A 15,975-nucleotide genomic window follows, 5' to 3' on the forward strand; every position below is an offset into this window, starting at 1 on the left:
CGAGCTGGTTCACTGGTCATCCCCCTAAGCGGCCCCCTGCCCAGCTATGACGAATAAGGAAAAAGTAAAGTTTCCGCGCGCCAGGGGCTCAGATGAGGACTTTGACGACGCCGGTCAGCGCCAATTGCGCCAGGGCGAGGGGCACCAGGACGGCCCAGGCGAGCTTCTGCAGCTGGTCCTCGCGGAGCCGGGGGTAGGTGACGCGCAGCCAGATCACGACGAACGACAGCAGGAAGACCTTGACCAGGGTCCACAGCCAGCCCGGCAGGAACGGGCCGTGCCAGCCGCCCAGGAACAGGACGGTGGTCAGGAACGACAGGACCACGATCCCGACGTACTCGGAGAGCATGAAGAGCGCGAAGCGCATGCCCGTGTACTCGGTCATCGGGCCCATGATGATCTCGGACTCGGCGATCGGCATGTCGAAGGGAGGGCGGCGGAGCTCGGCCAGCCCGGCCAGGAAGAACACGACGCCGCCGACGGCCTGCCACGGCAGCCACCACCACTGCCACGCCTCGACGATGGCGGGGATCGACAGCGTGCCCGCCGCCATCGCGACGGAGGAGGCCGCCAGCACCAGCGGCAGCTCGTACGACATGAGCTGGGCGGCCGCACGCATGCCGCCGAGCACCGAATACTTGTTGGCCGAAGCCCACCCGGCCATGATCGCGCCGAGGACGCCGACGCCCATGACGGCGAGGACGAAGAAGAGGCCGAGGTCGAGGTCGACGGCGACGCGGCCGCGGTCGATGGGGATGGCGATCAGCACGACCAGGTAGGGGACGAGGGCCACGCCAGGCGCGATCATGAAGATGCGGCGGTCGGCCGCAGCCGGGATGACGTCCTCCTTCTGGGCGAACTTGACGCCGTCGGCGATGAGCTGTGCCCATCCGTGGAAGCGCCCCGCGTACATGGGACCCAGGCGCGACTGCATGTGCGCCATGACCTTGTGCTCGGTCTGCCCCACGATCAGCGGCAGCACGAGGAAGACGATGAGGATGACGGCGAAGCTCAGCACCACGTCAATCATCGGGCGGCCCCCAGTCGGGTGGGACTCCTGGTGGAAGCGTCCTGCGGCGGCTCGGGGCTCCGTGTCCTGATTCGCCGGGCTCCTTGGCGCCGGGCCACGGCTTGGCCACGCGGGCGGCCAGGATGAAGTCCTTGCGGAGCGGATGGCCCTCGAAGCCGTCGGGCAGCAGGAGCGGCACGAGGTTGGGGTGGTCGTCGAAGATCACGCCGAACATCTCGTACGTCTCGCGCTCGTGCCAGTTCGCGCCCCGGTAGACGCCCACCGCGCTGGGCAGATGGGGGTCCTCGCGAGGAACGCGCGTGCGGAGCAGCAGGCGCTCGCCGGCGGCCGGGTTGTAGACGTGGGCCACGACGGCGAAGGCGTCCGGAGGGTCGTCGACGCCGGTCAGCCAGTCGAAGAAGGCGTAGCCGAGATCGTCACGGACGTAGGTCAGCAGCTCGATCCAGTCGGCGGGGGCCACGTCGACCGTCGTGTCGCCGTACGACTCCGAGATCTCCACACGATCCCCACCGAAGCCCCCGAACCGCTCCGAAAACCCTTCGGTGGAGGTGGTCACGCGTCCTCCGCGTGGGAGCGGGACCACACGTAGCGGTCGCTGAGCTTCTCTCCGGCGATCTTCTCCTGGAGCTTCATGATGCCGTAGAGCAGAGCCTCGGGCCGCGGCGGGCAGCCGGGCACATAGACGTCGACCGGGATGATCTGGTCAACGCCGTTGGTCACGCAGTAGGAGTCCCAGTACGGCCCGCCGGTGTTGGAGCAGGCGCCGAACGAGATGACGTACTTCGGGTCGGGCATCTGCTCGTAGAGCCGCTTCACGGCCGGCGCCATCTTGTCGGTGACCGTGCCCGAGACGATCATCAGGTCGGCCTGGCGCGGGCCGTTCGCGAACGGGATCACACCGAACCGGATGAAGTCGTGCCTGCTCGTCGAGGTCGCGATGAACTCGATGGCGCAGCAGGCCAGCCCGAAGTTGAACACCCACAGCGAATAGCGCCTGCCCCAGTTGAGCACAAAGCGCATCGGCTTGGGCGCCAACCTGGAGACTGGGCCCACCGTGGGCATCGGGAGATCCGTCTCTGCCATACTGTCCATTCTTGCGCTAATCGCAGGTCAGGCAAAGAAAAGCGCGCTAGGTCCAGGTGAGCACGCGCTTGCGCCAGGCGTACAGGATGCCGAGGGCGATGAAGCCGAGGAAGACGAACATCTCCACGAGCGTCGTCAGCCCGTAGCCGGGGGCGTCGAAGACCGTGGCCCAGGGGAACAGGAAGACGGCGTCCACCGCGAACACCACGTAAAGGTACGTGAAAACGTAGTAGCGGACCTGCGACTGCGCCCAGCCCTCGCCGACCGGGTCGACCCCGCACTCGTACGTGGTCAGCTTCTCCGGGGTGGGACGGGTCGGGCGCAGGAGGCGGTTGGCCATCAGGGCTCCGGCCACGATGGCGACGCCGATGGCGAGCAGTGCGGCAACGAGCACGTATGACCCGAAATAGCCGTCCATGCCGAGATGGTAACCCGACACCCCATCCGCAAACCCCTACCCGATATGAGAGCGCAGGGTTGGGGTTCCCGAGGCATGGGCTGGGCCAGAAGCTGTGGGTGGAAATGGGGCCGTAAGCGGTCAAAGCGATGGAAGCCGTCTCCACCTCGTTACCCAGCGCAGCCAAAGCCTCGGGAGCGATCATGTCAAGACGAGGTAAACCGGAAGATCAACCACATACCCTGACAAACATGCACATGAAGCGATTCGTCCCCGGAATCGCTCTGCTGGCCCTCTCGGCCACCGGCTGCGGGCTGGCCGCCTCCTCCGAGAGCAGCGTCATGGTCCCGGCAGAGCCGACGATGATCGACTTTGTCGACCCCACGTCGATCGCCGGCCTGTCCACCAGGACGCTGACCGAAGGCCACTCCACCAGCGGCCGATATGTGCACATCAGCTACCCCGAGCTCCAGAACGCCCCCGCGCTCAACGAGGCGCTGCGCGCCCAGGTCGAGCAGCAGTGGCGCGAGTTCCGCGGGCAGGCCAAGGACCCCCACGCCTACCCGCGGCCCGAGCTGAACGTGGAGTGGCAGCTGGCCGCCGAGTCCCCCCGGGCGATCGCGGTACGGCTGCGCACCAGCGTGTTCCTGGGCGCGAGCTGGGGCAACTCCACCCGTACGTACTGGTTCGACCCGGTCGAGGGCAGGGCCGTGGAGTCCACCGGGCTGCTCGACGGCAAGGACGCCCTGAACCGCCTCGCGGAGCTGGTACGGCAGCAGCTCGGGAACCGCGGGTCCCAGGTCGTGCGGGACGAGGTGAGGGCGAGCGGCGACCAGTTCGACTCGCTGGCGTTCAACCAGGCCGGGGACCTGGTGGTCGAGTTCGACGACTGCCAGATCGGGCCGTGCTCGCTGGGGCGGCTCGCCGTGGCGATCCCCGAGCGGCAGGCACGACCGCTGCTGTCCGCGTTCGGGCGGCGGGCCCAGGACAGCGTGAAAGAGCGGGCCCAGGAGAGCGTGAAAGAGCGGGCCCAGGAGAGCGTGGAAGAGCGGGCCCAGGAGAGCGTGGAAGAGCAAGCCCAGGACAGCGGGAAGCTCGACGCGCCGTATGCGGTCACGCCGGCGCCCACGGGCATCCCGCAGGCCGTCAGCAACCAGGCGGGGACCGTGGACTGCGCCAAGGCCAAGTGCGTGGCGCTGACGTTCGACGACGGGCCGGGACCTCAGACCGCCAGAGTGCTCGACCTGCTGCGGGCAGGTCATGCGAGGGCCACGTTCTTCACGGTCGGCATCAACGCCGCCGCCCAGCCCGGGCTGCTCAGAAGGATGAGCGCCGAAGGACATCTGATCGGCAACCACACCTGGGCGCACAGGGACCTCTCGAAACAGCCGGTCATCAAGATCGCCGACTCCTTGGGGCGTACCGAGGCCGCGGTCGAGGCCGCCATCGGGCAGAAACCGACGCTCCTGCGGCCGCCGTACGGGGCCGTGAGCCAGGAGCTGCGCGACGTCGCCGCCCAGGAGGGGATCGCGCTGGTCACGTGGGATGTCGACACCAAGGATCAGCTCGAAGAGAAAGCCCGCGACATCGTCGACCTTGCCGTGCGTCGGGCGCATCCAGGTGCGATCATTCTCATGCACGACATCCATCGGGAATCGGTTGACGCCGTTCCGGACATCATCGAAAGGCTGCGCGGGAAGGGTTACAGCTTCGTCACCGTTCCTGAGCTGTACGGCCCTGCGGGGATGCAGGCCGGACGCTTGTACGGGTCGGGAAACGAGCTGCCGGGTAAGCAGCCCCTGACGTAAGACACGTGTTGGGGGGACGTATAGTTGGCGTTCGTGACCCGAACCGCCCTCTACGCCCGCCTGCATGTCGACCTCTGCAGGCTCGCGTCCGGGCTGTGTCGTCGTTCTCCCGCCTCACCCTGACTCAGACCGCGTCTACCGCGTTTACCCGCTCTTTGCGGGACACAAACGCGTGACCTTCCGAGGATTTAGCATGGAAACAGAGAACGCCGCGCCCAAGGCAACCGCGCTTCGGCGCGTCGAGGAGGACTGAGCTGTGACTAAGCAGGTGCAGCAGCTCGACCGTGTGATCATCAGATTCGCCGGAGACTCCGGCGACGGTATGCAGCTCACCGGCGACCGCTTCACGGCAGGCACGGCGGAGTTCGGCAACGACCTGTCGACGCTCCCCAACTTCCCCGCTGAGATCCGCGCGCCCGCAGGCACCCTGCCCGGCGTGTCGAGCTTCCAGCTGCACTTCGCCGACCACGACATCCTCACGCCCGGCGACGCGCCGAACGTGCTCGTGGCCATGAACCCGGCCGCGCTCAAGGCCAACCTGGGCGACCTGCCCAGAGGCGCGGACATCATCGCCAACACCGACGAGTTCACCAAGCGCAACCTGCAGAAGGTCGGCTACGACGCCAACCCGCTGGAGGACGAGTCGCTCAGCGAGTGGCACGTGCACGCGGTGCCGCTGACCTCCCTCACCGTCAAGGCACTCGAGGGCTTCGAGCTGTCCAAGAAGGACGCCGAGCGCTCGAAGAACATGTTCGCCCTCGGCCTGCTCAGCTGGCTCTACCACCGGCCGACCGAGCACACCGTCAAGTTCCTCGAGCAGAAGTTCGCGAAGAAGCCCGACATCGCCAAGGCCAACATCGCGGCCTTCCAGGCAGGCTGGAACTACGGCGAGACCACCGAGTCCTTCTCCGTCTCCTACGAGGTCAAGCCCGCCAAGCTCTCCCCTGGCGTCTACCGCAACATCTCCGGCAACCAGGCCCTGGCGTACGGCCTGATCGCCGCCAGCGTGCAGTCCAAGCTGCCGCTGTTCCTGGGCTCCTACCCGATCACCCCGGCCAGCGACATCCTGCACGAGCTCAGCAAGCACAAGCGGTTCGGCATCCGCACCTTCCAGGCGGAGGACGAGATCGCCGGTGTCGGCGCGGCGCTCGGGGCCGCGTTCGGCGGAGCGCTCGGCGTGACCACCACCTCGGGCCCCGGCGTGGCGCTGAAGGCCGAGACCGTCGGCCTGGCGGTCACCACCGAGCTGCCGCTGATCATCGTGGACGTGCAGCGTGCGGGGCCGAGCACCGGCATGCCGACCAAGACCGAGCAGACCGACCTGCTGATGGCCATGTTCGGGCGCAACGGCGAGTCGCCGGTGCCGATCGTGGCGCCGATGTCGCCGAGCGACTGCTTCGACGCGGCCATCGAGGCGGCCAGGATCGCCGTCAAGTACCGCACTCCGGTCATGCTGCTCTCGGACGGCTACCTGGCCAACGGCTCGGAGCCCTGGCGCCTGCCCGAGATCTCGGAGCTGCCGGACATCTCGCAGGAGTTCACCAAGGAGCCGAACGGCGCCGACGGCGAGTTCCTGCCGTACAAGCGCGACACCGAGACGCTCGCCCGCCCCTGGGCCATCCCGGGCACGGCCGGCCTCGAGCACCGCATCGGCGGGATCGAGAAGGCCGACGGCACGGGCAACATCTCCTACGACCCGAACAACCACGACCTGATGGTCCGCACGCGAGCCGCCAAGATCGCCGGCATCGACGTTCCTCCGCTGGAGGTCGACGACCCGGACGGCGACGCGAAGGTGCTGGTCATCGGGTGGGGCTCGACGTACGGGCCGATCGCCGCGGCCGTCCGGCGGATCAGGAGGAGCGGCGGCAAGGTCGCACAGGCCCACCTGCGCCACCTCAACCCGCTGCCCGCCAACACCGGCGAGGTGCTCAAGCACTACGACAAGGTGCTGCTGCCCGAGATCAACCTCGGCCAGCTGGCCCTGCTGCTGCGGGCCCGCTACCTCGTCGACGTGATCAGCTACAACCGTGTGCGCGGGCTCCCGTTCAAGGCGGAGGAGCTGGCCGGAGTCATCCAGGACGTGATCGAAAGTGACTGAGCTGCTGAACGGGAAGGGCCTGTCGCTCATCCCCAAGACCGACGTCAAGCAGAGCCTCAAGGACTTCAAGTCCGACCAGGAGGTCCGCTGGTGCCCGGGTTGCGGTGACTACGCGATCCTGGCCGCGGTGCAGAGCTTCCTGCCGGAGCTTGGGCTCAGGCGCGAGAACATCGTGTTCGTCTCGGGCATCGGCTGCTCGTCGCGGTTCCCGTACTACCTCAACACGTACGGGTTCCACTCGATCCACGGCCGCGCGCCCGCGATCGCGACGGGTCTGGCCGCCTCCCGGCCGGACCTGAGCGTGTGGGTGATCACCGGTGACGGCGACGCGCTCTCCATCGGCGGCAACCACCTGATCCACGCGCTGCGCCGCAACGTCAACCTGAACATCCTGCTCTTCAACAACAGGATCTACGGTCTGACCAAGGGCCAGTACTCGCCCACCTCCGAGGTCGGCAAGATCACCAAGTCCACGCCGATGGGCTCGCTGGACAAGCCGTTCAACCCGATCTCGCTGGCCATCGGCGCCGAGGCGTCGTTCGTGGCCCGCACCATCGACTCCGACCGCAAGCACCTGCAGTCGGTGCTGCGCGAGGCCACCGCGCACCGCGGCACGTCGCTGGTGGAGATCTACCAGAACTGCAACATCTTCAACGACAACGCGTTCGAGCAGCTCAAGGACCCCGACGTCCGCGACGACATCACGCTGCGCCTGGAGCACGGTCAGCCGATCGTGAGCTCCTCCAAGGCCGTGGTGCGCGCCGCGAACGGCGGCATCGAGGTCGTGGCGCGCGACGGCGTGAGCGAGGACCAGATCCTCGTGCACGACGCGCACAACCCCGACCCGTCGGTGGCCTTCGCGCTCAGCAGGCTGGACGAGCCGGCGTTCGAGCACGTGCCGATCGGGATCTTCCGCCAGGTCGACCGGCCGGCGTACGACGTGCTGATGGCCGAGCAGCTCGAGGAGGCCGTCGCCCAGAAGGGGCCCGGCGACCTGGGCGAGCTGCTGATGGGTGGCGACACCTGGCGCATAGCCTGATATTCACGATTTGATGGGGCCCGTTCGCGCGGGCCCCTTTTCGTATGCCCGCCGGCCAGAGGGGGGCGTTCGTGGAGTGGCATGGCAGGCGGGCCCTGGTGACAGGAGCCTCGGGGTTCATCGGCGCGCGCCTGGTCAGGCGGCTGACGGAGCTGGGCGCCGACGTGCACGGGGCGAGCCGCACCGGGAGCGGCCACGACCTGCGCGATCCGCGGGCCGTGGACGGGCTGTTCGCCGCCGTCCGCCCCGAGGTGGTCTTCCACCTGGCCAGTGAGGTGAACGGGGCCAGGGACGTGTCGGTCGTGGGGCCGACGCTGGAGGGCAACCTCAGGACCACGGTCAACGTGCTGACGGCCGCGGCCGGAACCGGGTGCCGGGTGGTGCTGGCGGGGTCGAGCGAGGAGCCGCGGCCGGGCAACGGGCATGCGCCGCCGCCGTCGCCGTACGCGATGGCCAAGGCGGCGGCGACCGGGTACGCCGAGCTGTACCACCGGCTCTGGAACGTGCCCTACACGATCGTGCGCCCGACCATGGTGTACGGGCCGGGCCAGCGCGACACCGCCAAGCTGGTGCCGTACGTGACGCTGGCCCTGATCAGGGGCGAGCGACCGCGGCTGACCAGCGGGTCCAAGCTCGTGGACTGGGTCTATGTCGATGACGTGGTCGAGGCGTTCGCGCTGGCCGGGCTGGGCGAGCGGGCGGTCGGGCAGGCGTTCGACGTGGGCACGGGGACGAAGGTGTCCGTGCGGGAGGCGGTCGAGCTGCTCTACCGGATCGCCGGGGAGGAGTCGGCGCCGCCGTTCGGGAGCGTTCCCGACCGGCCGCTCGACGTGCCGCAGACGGCCGATCCGGGGGCCGCGCGGGAGCTGATCGGCTGGCGGCCCCGGGTGGGGCTGGAGGACGGGCTCCGCCGCACCGTGGAGTGGTACCGCCGATGAGAGAAGGCGGTGGAGCCGGGGCTGCGATGAGACCCATAGAGGTGGGGCTGGCCGGCGCCGGGCTGTGGGCGGGGACCTTCCACGCGCCCATGCTGGCCCGAGGTCCGGAGACCCGGCTGGCCGGGGTGTGGGCCAGGCGGCCCGAGGCGGGCCGGGCGCTGGCGGACCGGTTCGGGGCGCCGTACTACGAGGACTACCGCGAGCTGCTCGACAGGTGCGAGGCGGTGGCGTTCGCGGTGCCGCCGGACGCGCAGGCCGAACTGGCGGCCGAGGCCGCGCGGGCCGGGCGGGCGCTGCTGCTCGACAAGCCGCTCGCCCTCGACCTGGCCGCCGCCGAGGAGCTGGCCAGGGTCGCGAGCGGCGTGCCGACCCAGCTGGTCATGACCAACCGCTACCGGCCCGCCGTGCGCGAGTTCCTGGCGCGGGCACGCGACTTCCCCGTGCTGGGGGCGCGGGCGAGCCAGCTCACCGGCGAGTTCCTCGAAGGCCCCTTTCTCGATCATCCGTGGCGGGTGCGGCACGGCGTGCTCTACAACACGGGACCGCACGGGCTCGACCTGCTCGACGCGGCCGTCGGCCCGATCAAGGAGATCCGCCCCGCGGGCGACCCGCACGGCTTCCTCGCGCTCACGTGCCTGCACGAGGGCGGCGCGGTCAGCCAGCTCTCGCTCTGCGGCAAGGTGCCGGGGGTGGGCAAGCGCACGGTCTACGAGCTGTACGGCCCGCAGGGCGAGCTGGTGCTCGACTTCGCCCGGATCCCGGCCGACCACGAGGCGACCCGGGCGGCGCTGCGGGCGGAGTTCGCGGAGGCGGTCAGGACGGGACGGTCGCACGCGATCGACGTGCGCAGAGGGGTGCACCTTCAGCGGTTGTTGGACCAGGTCTGGCGGGACTTGTAACGGTCTAAGGGAAAGGCCGGATACACAAGAGCTGAGCCGGACTGGGGGGATCGGTAAATGACGCTGACGGGATCGATCATCAACCTCACCGTTCATGGCATCGGTGACACCGATCGGCCCCTCGATCCGGGCGAGGACACGACCTGGGTCAGCGTGAAGCAGTTCGAGCAGGTGCTGGACGCGGTCGTGGACCGCCGGGACGTGCGGATCACGTTCGACGACGGCAACGCCTCCGACGTGGAGATCGCCCTCCCCCGGCTGCTGGAGCGCGGGTTGCGGGGTGAGTTCTTCGTGCTGGCCGGGCTGATCGGCGAGCCGGGCCGGCTGGCCGCCGACGGGGTCAAGGAACTGGCCGCATCGGGCATGCGGATCGGCTCGCACGGCTGGGGGCACCGCGACTGGCGGCGGCTCTCCCCGGAGCAGCAGGAGCAGGAGCTGTCGGCCGCGCACCGGTTGATCGGGGGATTATGCGGCCATCCGGTGACGAGGGTGGCGATCCCCTTCGGCTCCTATGACCGGCACGTGCTCGGCAGGCTCCGCAGGGCCGGCGTGACCTGCGCGTACACCAGCGACGGCGGGCGGGCCACCCCGGGACAGTGGCTCCAGGCTCGCAACAGCCTGCGCCACGACCTGGACGAGGGATGGATCCACCGGGTGCTCGACGGCCGGCCGCCGCTGGCCCAGCGGGCCAGGAAGGCCGCGGCCCGCCTCTACAAGCGGACGCGAGGCTGACCCGGATGCGTGTCGCGGTGGTGATCGTCACCTACAACAGCGCCGACGTGCTGGAGGGGTGCCTGCGGAGCCTCGCGGAGGGCGCGCGCGGCGTGGAGCTGGCCGCCGTCGTCGTGGCCGACAACGCCTCGGCCGACGACTGCGAGGTGATCGCCAAGCGGGTCGAGGACCTGCCGGTGAGCACGGTCCAGCTGGGCAGGAACGCCGGGTACGCGGCCGCGATCAACGCCGCCGTGGACACGCTGGACCTCGACGAGCTGGACGCCGTCTACGTCATCAACCCGGACTGCCGCCTGCTCCCCGGGTCGATCGAACCGCTGGCCCGGGCTCTGCGGGAGCCGCACAGGGGCATCGCGGTGCCGTACATGGTCAATCCGGACGGGTCGCTGCAGCCGTCGCTGCGCCGGATGCCCACCGTCGGCAGGGCCGTGGTGGAGGCGATCATCGGCGGCGACCTGGCCGGGCGGATGGGGCGCCTCGGCGAGCTGGTCACCGATCCCCGCGAGTACGAGCGCCCCGGCGCGTTCGCGTGGGCCACGGGGGCGGCGATGCTGATGTCCGTGCCCGCCATGCGCGAGATCGGGCCGTGGGACGAGTCGTTCTTCCTCTACAGCGAGGAGACCGAGTACTGCCTGCGGGCCGCCGACAAGGGCTGGCTCACCTGGTACGAGCCCGCGTCGGTCATCGAGCACATCGGCGGCGACTCGGGCACGAACCCGGCGCTGGCCGCGCTGCTGATCGTCAACAAGGTGAAGCTGTTCCGCAGGCGGAGGGGGCGGCTGGCGGGGACCGCGTACTACCTGGCCGTGCTGCTCGGCGAGGGCGCGCGGGCACTGGCGGGCAGGAAGATCTCCAAGGCGTCGTTCGCCGCGCTGCTGCGGCCCTCCAGCGTGATGACCGCCTCATGAAGGCGTTCGACGAGCTCACCGCGGAGGAGCTGGACGCCTGGCACCGGCTGCGGGCGGCGAACCCGGCGCTGGACAGCCCGTACTTCCACCCGGGTTTCGCGGCGGCCGTCCACGAGTTCGCGAAGGTCCACGTGGCCGTCTCCAGGAACGGGCGCGGGGAGATCGACGCGCTCATGGCCTGCCACCGCGACGGCGCCCGGCTGCGGCCCGTGGGCTGGCCGGGGGCCGACTTCCAGGGGCCGATCCGCGCGCCGGGCACGCCCTTCCGCCCGCTGGAGCTGCTCGGCGGGCTGGAGTTCGATCACCTGCTGGAGCAGGAGGGGTTCGAGCCGTGGGTCGTCACGCGCCGGGCCTCGCCGTACGTGGACGTGACCGGCGGGCTCGACGGCTACCTGGGCCGCGCGTCGCGGACCGGCAAGGAGAACATGGGCCAGGCCAGGCGGCGCGCCGCCAAGGCCGAGCGCACGCTGGGCCCCGTCCGTTTCGAGGCCGACACGGTCGATCCGGAGGCCCTGGAGCAGGTCGTACGGCTCAAGCGTGCCCAGTACGCCGCCACGGGCGCCAGGGACTACTTCGCCGAGCCCGGCCGGATCGAGCTGCTCACCAAGCTCCTGCACACCCGCGACCCCGACTTCGGCGGCGTGCTGTCCACCGTGCACGCGGGCCCGCACCTGCTGGCCGCCCACTTCGGCATGCGCTCCGGCGGGGTGCTGCACTGGTGGTTCCCCGTCTACGACCCCGTCCACTCCGGGCTGGCCCCCGGCTGGATCCTGCTGCGCGAGCTCGTACGGGCCGCCCCCGCGCTCGGCCTCACCCGCATCGACCTGGGCCGGGGCGACGACGAGTACAAGCGCCGGGCCAAGACCGGCGAGAGCGTCGTCTGCCAAGGGGTGGTCACGCGCAGCCGGCTGCGGCTGGCCGCACGCAGGGCGCGCGACGCGCTCGCCGCCCGGGCCAGGCAGTCGGAGCGCCTCAGGGCACTCGCACGCAAGATCAGGAACCTGTAACGCTCCAACAAGCTGTGGCGAACAAACTAGGGTGAGCCGGGTGGGGCACGACATATGCCCCGGGGCCCTGCTCCTGACGCGACGGGGGAGGGCCCGGACCGTGAGAATCAGTGTCTTCGGACTCGGTTACGTCGGTTGCGTGTCGGCCGCCTGCCTGGCCTCGATGGGGCACGAGGTCGTGGGCGTGGACGTCAACCAGACCAAGGTGGACCTCGTCGCCTCCGGCCGCGCGCCGGTGGTCGAGGAGCGCATCGGCGAGCTGACCGCCGAGATGGTCCGCACGGGCGCGCTGCGGGCGACCACGGACGCCGCCGAGGCGGTGCGGGCGACGGACGTGTCGCTGGTCTGCGTGGGCACGCCGTCGGCCGCGAACGGCAGCTTATCCACCCGCTATTTGGAGCGGGTCGCCGAGGAGATAGGCGGCGCGCTCAGCGCGGGACAGACCGTGGTCTTCCGGAGCACGATGCTGCCGGGCACGTGCGAGCAACTGCTCATCCCGATCCTGGAGGCCGCGTCGGGGCTGCGGGCGGGGCGGGACTTCGGGGTGGCGGTGAACCCGGAGTTCCTGCGCGAGGGCACCAGCGTCAGGGACTTCTTCGAGCCGCCCAAGACCGTGATCGGCGAGAGCGACCCGGCCGCCGGCGAGCTGGTGGCGGCCCTCTACGAGGGCCTGCCCGGCGAGGTGTTCCACGTGCCGATCGCGGTGGCCGAGATGACGAAATATGCGGACAACGCGTTCCACGGGCTGAAGATCAGCTTCGCGAACGAGCTGGGCGCGGTCTGCCAGGCACTGGGGATCGACTCCCACGAGGTCATGGACGTGTTCCTGGCCGACCGCAAGCTCAACGTCAGCCCGGCCTACCTGCGCCCGGGATTCGCGTTCGGCGGCTCGTGCCTGCCCAAGGACCTGCGCGGCCTGGTCTACGCCGCGCGCCGGGCCGACGTCTCCGTGCCGCTGCTCTCCCACGTCCTGCCCGCCAACGAGGCGCACCTGCAGCGCGCGTTCGAGCTCGTCGTGGCCGCCGACAGCCGCAAGGTCGGGCTGTTCGGCCTGTCGTTCAAGCCGGGCACCGACGACCTGCGCGAGAGCCCCCTGGTCGAGCTGGCGGAACGGCTCCTCGGCAAGGGGTACGACCTGCGCATCTACGACGAGAACGTGACCCTGTCGCGCCTGATGGGCGCCAACCGGGAGTACATCGAGCAGCGCCTCCCCCACCTGGGCGACCTGCTGACCACCTCGATCGACGACGTGCTCGAGCACGCCGAGGTGTGCGTGATCGGCTCGCGGGAGCCGGCGGTGGTGGACGCCGTCGCCCGCGCGGGCAGCCGTACGATCATCGACCTCGTCCGCCTCCCCGACGCCGCCGAGCGCCGGACGACCCCTGGATACGTGGGCCTTGCCTGGTAAACGAGCACTCATCCTCGTCGAGAACCTCTCCGTGCCCATGGACCGCCGGGTGTGGCAGGAGAGCGTCACGCTGCGGGACGCGGGCTGGGAGGTGCACGTCATCTGCCCGCGGGGAGCCAAGCAGGACACGGAGCCGTACGCGCTGATCGACGGCATCGCGATCCACCGCTACCCCCTCAAGGCGGCGACCGGCGGGCCGCTGGGCTATCTCAAGGAGTACGGCTCGGCGCTCTGGCACACGTTCCGGCTGGCCAGGAAGGTGGGACCGGTCCACGTGGTGCACGGGTGCAACCCGCCGGACCTGTTCTTCCTGGTGGCGCGGCGGCTGGCCAGGCGCGGCACGCGGTTCGTGTTCGACCAGCACGACCTGGTGCCCGAGCTGTACCTGTCGCGGTTCGGGCGGGGCAAGGACCTGCTTTACCGTGCGGTGTGCCGGCTGGAGCGGCTCACGTACCAGGCGGCGCACGTGGTGATCGCGACCAACGAGAGCTACCGGCAGATCGCGCTGACCAGGGGCGGCAAGCGGCCCGAGGACGTCTTCGTGGTGCGCAGCGCGCCCGCGGTGGAGCGCTTCCACCAGGTGCCGCCGGACGGGTCGGCCAAGCGCGGCAAGCCGTACCTGCTCTGCTACCTGGGCGTCATGGGGCCGCAGGACGGCGTGGACTACGCGCTGCGCGCGCTGGCCAAGCTGGAGCGGCAGGACTGGCACGCGGTGTTCGTCGGGGGCGGCGACACGTTCGACGCGATGGTGGCGCTGTCGAAGCAGCTCGGGCTGGGCGACCGGGTGGAGTTCACCGGGCGGATCCCCGACGAGGACCTGATGCGCTACCTGTCCACGGCGGACGTGTGCCTGTCGCCCGACCCCCTCAACCCGCTGAACGACGTCTCCACCATGAACAAGGTCATGGAGTACATGGCCATGGCCAAGCCGATCGTCTCCTTCGAGCTGCGCGAGGCGCGGGTGTCGGCGGGCGAGGCGGCCGTGTACGCGCCGGCCAACGACGAGGCCGAGTTCGCGAAGCTGATCTCGTACCTGCTGGACCATCCGGAGGAGCGGCGCAGGATGGGCGAGATCGGCCAGGCACGCGTCAGGGGACCCCTGTCCTGGGACGAATCCCGCAAAGCCCTCATAGCCGCCTACTCGAAAGTGATCGCATGAGTGCATACAAGTGGCTGCGGCGCAACGTCGGCCAGCTCCTGTACGAGCGCAGGTACGGCGTGCGCACGGCCGAGCGCGTCGACCTGGCCGACATGGGGCTCGAGGGCGAGGACCGCGTCTACTACGCCGCGCTCAACTGGCGGGCGCTGCGCAAGGCGCTGCCCAAGAGCGAGGTGGGCGAGCGGGACGTGTTCGTGGACTTCGGCTCGGGGATGGGCCGGGTGATCGTGCAGGCGTCCCAGTACCCGTTCAAGCGGGTGATCGGGGTCGAGCTGTCCGAGGAGCTCACCGAGATCGCCAAGGAGAACGTCAGGAACATGCGGGTACGCCGGAAGTGCGGCGAGATCCAGCTGATCGCCTCGGACGTGCTCGACTACGACATCCCCGACGACGTGACCGTGGCGTTCTTCAACAACCCGTTCCGCGGCAAGATCTTCAGCGAGGTCATCGACCGGCTGGTCGCCTCGGTGGACCGGGCTCCGCGACCGGTGCGGATGATCTACGGGAACCCGCTGGAGGAGCCGTACCTGCTGAGCACGGGACGCTTCCGCCACCTGCGGACGATCAACCTCAAGCCGGACCCGCTCGGCCCGCCGTTCGGGACGATCAGGACCTACGACCTGCTGCCGAGGTGATCAGTCACGGGTGGTCCCCCACCGGACCCGGCCGGGGCGCCGGAGCGCGGTCAGCGCCCGGTCGAGCACCAGCACGGCCAGGTAGCAGAGCGCGTCCAGCGGGCTCACCTCGCGGCCGCGTACGAGCGTGCCCACGGAGGACAGCCGGAGGCCGGTCAGGGTCACCGGGCGGCCGAGCGCGGCCAGCTGCCTGTTGCCCAGCCGCACGCGGACCCGGCGGCGCAGGTAGGCGCGGACGGTCCTGGCCGGGCGGACGATCGACGTGGCCTCGGGCACCGCGACCCGCTCGCCGTCCGCGAAGCTCGCGTGCACCCAGCCGTCGTCGGACAGCACGTCGTCGGGCACCGGGAAGGCCCTGGCATGCCCCTCTTCGCCAAGCACGTAGACGCCCGCCCCGGCGAGCACGCGGCTGGGCCCGACCATGCGGTCGTGCACCTTGTGCACGCGCCTGGCCGCCCACCCGGCGCCCTCCAGATCCAGCACGGGCACCGGCGCGCAGCCCAGCACCCCCGGACGCCCGCAGGCGGCCACGAGCGCCCGCGCGGACTCCGTGCCGAGCTCGACGTCCGCGTCCAGGTAGAGGCGGGGGAACGTACGGCAGGCCGCGTCGCCCAGCCTGAGCGCGTGCGCCTTGCCCCCGACCGGCGTCTCGATCACCCGCACGCCCGCCGCGCGGGCCACCACGGCGGTCGCGTCCGCGCAGGCGTTGGCCACCACGACGACGTCGAACTCCCCCGGCCGCGAATCCCCCAGCAGGGCCGCCAGCCCCGCCCCGATGACCGCTTCCTCGTTGTGCGCGGGGATGACGACGCTCGCGACGGGCTCCATCGG

Annotated in this window: 17 protein-coding genes; 12 read left to right on the top strand and 5 right to left on the bottom strand. The window is 70.2% G+C overall.

The window, feature by feature from the left end; translation table 11 throughout:
• Positions 1-88 precede the first annotated feature (88 nt).
• The 4 genes from nuoH to ndhC all read right to left on the bottom strand — a co-directional run bounded on the left by nuoH (position 89) and on the right by ndhC (position 2,531).
• A complete protein-coding gene (gene nuoH / locus AB0H84_RS02415) occupies positions 89-1,030 on the bottom strand; it encodes an NADH-quinone oxidoreductase subunit NuoH (RefSeq protein WP_357596923.1) in 942 nt (313 codons plus the stop codon).
• Entirely contained in the window at positions 1,023-1,586 is a 564-nt protein-coding gene (locus AB0H84_RS02420; protein ID WP_357596926.1) for an NADH-quinone oxidoreductase subunit C, read from the bottom strand. Before AB0H84_RS02420 ends, nuoH begins: the two co-directional genes overlap by 8 nt.
• Entirely contained in the window at positions 1,583-2,050 is a 468-nt protein-coding gene (locus tag AB0H84_RS02425) for an NADH-quinone oxidoreductase subunit B family protein (protein ID WP_345002214.1), read from the bottom strand. Before AB0H84_RS02425 ends, AB0H84_RS02420 begins: the two co-directional genes overlap by 4 nt.
• A 109-nt stretch (positions 2,051-2,159) precedes the next feature.
• Positions 2,160-2,531 (bottom strand): NADH-quinone oxidoreductase subunit A, encoded by a 372-nt coding sequence (gene ndhC / locus AB0H84_RS02430; protein WP_344998413.1) that lies wholly within the window; start codon positions 2,529-2,531, stop codon positions 2,160-2,162.
• A 230-nt stretch (positions 2,532-2,761) separates the two neighbouring features.
• On the opposite strand from ndhC, the gene AB0H84_RS02435 reads away from it, so the two are divergent.
• From AB0H84_RS02435 to AB0H84_RS02490, 12 genes are all read left to right on the top strand, one after another.
• Positions 2,762-4,318, top strand: a complete 1,557-nt coding sequence (locus AB0H84_RS02435; protein ID WP_357596928.1) for a polysaccharide deacetylase family protein — start codon at positions 2,762-2,764, stop codon at positions 4,316-4,318.
• Positions 4,319-4,351: 33 nt separating this feature from the next.
• A complete protein-coding gene (locus tag AB0H84_RS02440) occupies positions 4,352-4,441 on the top strand; it encodes a putative leader peptide (RefSeq protein ID WP_357596931.1) in 90 nt (29 codons plus the stop codon).
• A 133-nt stretch (positions 4,442-4,574) separates the two neighbouring features.
• Positions 4,575-6,419 carry a 2-oxoacid:acceptor oxidoreductase subunit alpha gene (locus tag AB0H84_RS02445; RefSeq protein WP_357596934.1) on the top strand — a complete coding sequence of 615 codons (1,845 nt, stop codon included), beginning with the start codon at positions 4,575-4,577 and terminating at the stop codon, positions 6,417-6,419.
• Positions 6,412-7,458 (top strand): 2-oxoacid:ferredoxin oxidoreductase subunit beta, encoded by a 1,047-nt coding sequence (locus AB0H84_RS02450; RefSeq protein ID WP_357596937.1) that lies wholly within the window; start codon positions 6,412-6,414, stop codon positions 7,456-7,458. Before AB0H84_RS02445 ends, AB0H84_RS02450 begins: the two co-directional genes overlap by 8 nt.
• Positions 7,459-7,529: 71 nt before the next feature.
• The gene (locus AB0H84_RS02455) at positions 7,530-8,396 is read left to right on the top strand and encodes an NAD-dependent epimerase/dehydratase family protein (protein WP_357596940.1); all 867 of its coding nucleotides are present in this window, start codon (positions 7,530-7,532) and stop codon (positions 8,394-8,396) included.
• A gap of 26 nt (positions 8,397-8,422) precedes the next feature.
• Complete coding sequence (locus tag AB0H84_RS02460; RefSeq protein WP_357596943.1) at positions 8,423-9,295, top strand: Gfo/Idh/MocA family oxidoreductase; 873 nt, start codon at positions 8,423-8,425, stop codon at positions 9,293-9,295.
• A gap of 57 nt (positions 9,296-9,352) precedes the next feature.
• Positions 9,353-10,027, top strand: coding sequence for a polysaccharide deacetylase family protein (locus AB0H84_RS02465; RefSeq protein ID WP_357596946.1), 675 nt, complete (start codon positions 9,353-9,355; stop codon positions 10,025-10,027).
• 5 nt (positions 10,028-10,032) lie between these two features.
• Positions 10,033-10,935, top strand: coding sequence for a glycosyltransferase family 2 protein (locus AB0H84_RS02470; RefSeq protein ID WP_357596948.1), 903 nt, complete (start codon positions 10,033-10,035; stop codon positions 10,933-10,935).
• The gene (locus AB0H84_RS02475) at positions 10,932-11,942 is read left to right on the top strand and encodes a GNAT family N-acetyltransferase (protein ID WP_357596950.1); all 1,011 of its coding nucleotides are present in this window, start codon (positions 10,932-10,934) and stop codon (positions 11,940-11,942) included. The genes AB0H84_RS02470 and AB0H84_RS02475 overlap by 4 nt, the downstream gene beginning before the upstream one ends.
• Before the next feature lie 100 nt (positions 11,943-12,042).
• Positions 12,043-13,350 (top strand): nucleotide sugar dehydrogenase, encoded by a 1,308-nt coding sequence (locus tag AB0H84_RS02480; RefSeq protein WP_357596953.1) that lies wholly within the window; start codon positions 12,043-12,045, stop codon positions 13,348-13,350.
• Positions 13,340-14,509 (top strand): glycosyltransferase family 4 protein, encoded by a 1,170-nt coding sequence (locus AB0H84_RS02485; RefSeq protein ID WP_357596956.1) that lies wholly within the window; start codon positions 13,340-13,342, stop codon positions 14,507-14,509. The genes AB0H84_RS02480 and AB0H84_RS02485 overlap by 11 nt, the downstream gene beginning before the upstream one ends.
• Entirely contained in the window at positions 14,506-15,144 is a 639-nt protein-coding gene (locus AB0H84_RS02490) for a methyltransferase domain-containing protein (protein ID WP_357596958.1), read from the top strand. Before AB0H84_RS02485 ends, AB0H84_RS02490 begins: the two co-directional genes overlap by 4 nt.
• Here the strand turns inward: AB0H84_RS02490 and AB0H84_RS02495 are convergent, their stop codons facing one another.
• A complete protein-coding gene (locus tag AB0H84_RS02495; protein WP_357596961.1) occupies positions 15,145-15,972 on the bottom strand; it encodes a glycosyltransferase in 828 nt (275 codons plus the stop codon).
• Between the last annotated feature and the right edge of the window lie 3 nt (positions 15,973-15,975).

The organism is Nonomuraea sp. NPDC050786 (genome assembly GCF_040654115.1).
In the GTDB taxonomy this organism is placed as follows: domain Bacteria; phylum Actinomycetota; class Actinomycetes; order Streptosporangiales; family Streptosporangiaceae; genus Nonomuraea.